The sequence below is a fragment of the Lutibacter sp. B1 genome, assembly GCF_012524075.1.
Taxonomy (GTDB): Bacteria; Bacteroidota; Bacteroidia; order Flavobacteriales; family Flavobacteriaceae; genus Lutibacter.
In genome coordinates this window covers 1-651 of record NZ_JAAZUI010000145.1, presented here as the reverse complement: position 1 = coordinate 651, position 651 = coordinate 1, and the positions used below count along the sequence as shown (strand labels likewise).

Here is a 651-nt window from a genome sequence, read left to right as displayed (position 1 = left end):
CGTTGTACATAATGCGAAAAAACGAAAACGAATCCAAAACGGAATAAAAACACACTTAATTTCCAATTTAAAATATCAAAATTAAAAATAGAACTTTAAGAACTCATAAAAAATAACAGAATGAAAGAACTTTTAAAAAAACCAATAGTTATAATAATTATTCTGATTGCATTAGTCTTTATTGGTGGAGATATTTACAATAGAATTGTTTTAGGAGACGATTATGGAAAAGAGTTTAACGTTCCTAAAAACACATCCAATTATTTAAGTGACAACGAGGCTGTTTATGCATCACAAAAATTTGTAGAAAGCAGATTAAAATCACCAAAGACTGCTGATTTTCAGCCAATGTTTCAAGCTAAAGTAAAAAGAGAAAATGACATATACACAATAACCTCTTATGTGGATTCTCAAAATGGATTTGGTGCCATTATTAGGAGTAACTACATCGTAAAACTGAAAAGAAAATCAAATGGAGATGTTTCATTGATTGACATTAAAATAGAATAAATAAAGCACTATGTACAACAACGGCTATAATTCATTGCTTCTGACTTTCCTTTCGGAAAGTCCTCGCAAATTTGCTATCTTCGGTTTACGGTGGAAAATCCTCGCGGATTTTCACGCAACGAAACCATAGCCAAGCCCGTT

1 protein-coding gene is annotated in these 651 nt (G+C 31.2%); it reads left to right on the top strand.

The genetic code is table 11. From position 1 onward, the window contains the following. Nucleotides 1-120: 120 nt before the first annotated feature. Entirely contained in the window at nucleotides 121-510 is a 390-nt protein-coding gene (locus HGB55_RS15295; protein ID WP_168817960.1) for a hypothetical protein, read from the top strand. Nucleotides 511-651 lie beyond the last annotated feature (141 nt).